Source organism: Pseudomonas sp. (assembly GCF_050739655.1).
GTDB lineage: Bacteria > Pseudomonadota > Gammaproteobacteria > Pseudomonadales > Pseudomonadaceae > Aquipseudomonas.
Map to the genome: position 1 here is coordinate 1 of NZ_JBOIBY010000354.1, position 2,317 is coordinate 2,317.

The window sequence follows — 2,317 nt, forward strand, 5'->3', positions numbered from 1 at the left end:
GCACAGCAATCAGTCCGACTGCTTATAACTATAAGGTAGTCCGCCAGTTCGCCATCATGACGGTGGTCTGGGGGATCCTTGGCATGGGGCTCGGTGTCTTCATCGCCTCGCAACTGGTCTGGCCGGAATTGAACTTCGGTCTGCCCTGGACGAGCTTTGGACGCCTGCGCCCGTTGCACACAAACCTGGTGATTTTCGCCTTCGGTGGTTGTGCACTGTTTGCCACTTCCTATTACGTCGTGCAGCGAACCTGCCAAACGCGACTGATTTCCGACAGCCTCGCGGCCTTCACCTTCTGGGGTTGGCAAGCGGTGATCGTCGGCGCCATCGTTACCTTGCCGCTGGGTTACACCACCACCAAGGAATACGCGGAACTGGAATGGCCCCTGGCTATTCTGCTGGCCATCGTCTGGGTCACCTACGGTCTGGTGTTCTTCGGCACCATCACCAAGCGCAAAACCAAGCACATCTATGTGGGTAACTGGTTCTACGGCGCCTTCATCGTCGTGACGGCGATGCTGCACATCGTCAACCACATGTCGCTGCCGGTCAGCCTGTTCAAGTCCTATTCGGCTTACTCGGGTGCGACTGACGCGATGATCCAGTGGTGGTACGGCCACAACGCGGTAGGTTTCTTCCTGACCACGGGCTTTCTGGGGATGATGTACTACTTCGTGCCGAAACAGGCCGAACGCCCGATCTACTCCTATCGTCTGTCGATCGTGCACTTCTGGGCGCTGATCACCCTGTACATCTGGGCAGGTCCGCACCATCTGCACTACACCGCTCTGCCGGACTGGGCTCAATCGCTGGGCATGGCGATGTCGATCATCCTGCTGGCTCCGAGCTGGGGCGGCATGATCAACGGCATGATGACCCTGTCGGGCGCCTGGCATAAGCTGCGCACCGACCCGATCCTGCGCTTCCTGGTCGTCTCCCTGGCGTTCTACGGCATGTCGACCTTCGAAGGTCCGATGATGGCGATCAAGACCGTGAACTCGCTGTCGCACTACACCGACTGGACCATCGGCCACGTACACGCCGGCGCTCTGGGCTGGGTGGCGATGATTTCGATCGGCGCGGTCTACCACATGATTCCGAAACTGTTCGGTCGTGCGCAGATGCACAGCGTTGGCCTGATCAACGCACACTTCTGGCTGGCGACCATCGGTACCGTTCTGTACATCGCTTCGATGTGGGTCAACGGCATCACCCAAGGCCTGATGTGGCGTGCGATCAACGATGACGGCACCCTCACCTACTCGTTCGTCGAAGCGCTGCAAGCCAGCCACCCGGGCTTCATCGTTCGCGCATTGGGCGGTGCGTTCTTTGCCAGCGGCATGCTGTTCATGGCCTACAACGTGTTCCGCACCGTACGCGCCTCGAACCCGGCTGAAGCTGAAGCCGCCGAACAGATTGCTGTAGTTGGAGCTCACTGATGAAGCATGAAGCAGTCGAGAAGAACATTGGCCTGCTGGCCTTCTTCATGGTTATCGCCGTCAGCGTTGGCGGCCTGACCCAGATCGTTCCGCTGTTTTTCCAGGACGTGACCAACAAGCCGGTCGAAGGCATGAAGCCTCGCCCCGCCCTTGAACTGGAAGGCCGGGACGTCTACATCGCCAACGGCTGTGTCAGCTGCCACTCGCAGATGATTCGCCCGTTCCGTGCTGAAACCGAACGTTACGGCCACTACTCGGTCGCCGGTGAAAGCGTGTGGGATCACCCATTCCTGTGGGGTTCCAAACGCACCGGTCCGGACCTGGCCCGTGTCGGCGGTCGATACTCCGATGACTGGCAGCGTGCGCACTTGTACAACCCGCGCAACGTTGTGCCTGAGTCGAAAATGCCGGCTTATCCGTTCCTCGTGGAAAACAAGCTCGACGGCAAGGACACCGCGAAGAAAATGGAAGTCTTGCGCACGCTCGGCGTCCCTTACACCGACGAAGACATCGCCGGCGCCAAGGATGCTGTGAAGGGCAAAACCGAAATGGACGCGCTGGTGGCCTATCTGCAAGGCCTGGGCACCATCATCAAAAGCAAACGGTGATCTAAATGGATATCGGGATGATTCGTGGCCTGGGCACCGTTGTCGTGATGGTGGCCTTCGTCGGTCTGGCGTTGTGGGTATTCAGCCCCAAGCGCAAGTCGGAGTTTGAAGACGCGACCTTGCTGCCTTTTGCGGATGATCCCGAAGCCATCAAGCACGTCGAGCAAGCTTCTAGGAGTAACAAAGAATGACTACATTCTGGAGTCTGTACGTCACAGTCCTCAGTCTCGGTACGATCTTTTCCCTGACCTGGCTGCTGCTGTCGACCCG

At 58.7% G+C, this 2,317-nt stretch carries 3 protein-coding genes; all 3 read left to right on the forward strand.

What is annotated here, in order from left to right; translation table 11 throughout:
• Positions 1-8: 8 nt before the first annotated feature.
• Genes ccoN through ACRESJ_RS17205 form a run of 3 tightly spaced genes read left to right on the forward strand, consistent with a single transcriptional unit; the run spans position 9 to position 2,238 of the window.
• The gene (gene ccoN / locus ACRESJ_RS17195; protein WP_431758972.1) at positions 9-1,439 is read left to right on the forward strand and encodes a cytochrome-c oxidase, cbb3-type subunit I; all 1,431 of its coding nucleotides are present in this window, start codon (positions 9-11) and stop codon (positions 1,437-1,439) included.
• Complete coding sequence (gene ccoO / locus ACRESJ_RS17200; RefSeq protein WP_431758971.1) at positions 1,439-2,047, forward strand: cytochrome-c oxidase, cbb3-type subunit II; 609 nt, start codon at positions 1,439-1,441, stop codon at positions 2,045-2,047. The genes ccoN and ccoO overlap by 1 nt, the downstream gene beginning before the upstream one ends.
• 5 nt (positions 2,048-2,052) lie before the next feature.
• Positions 2,053-2,238 carry a CcoQ/FixQ family Cbb3-type cytochrome c oxidase assembly chaperone gene (locus tag ACRESJ_RS17205; protein ID WP_032831505.1) on the forward strand — a complete coding sequence of 62 codons (186 nt, stop codon included), beginning with the start codon at positions 2,053-2,055 and terminating at the stop codon, positions 2,236-2,238.
• Positions 2,239-2,317 lie beyond the last annotated feature (79 nt).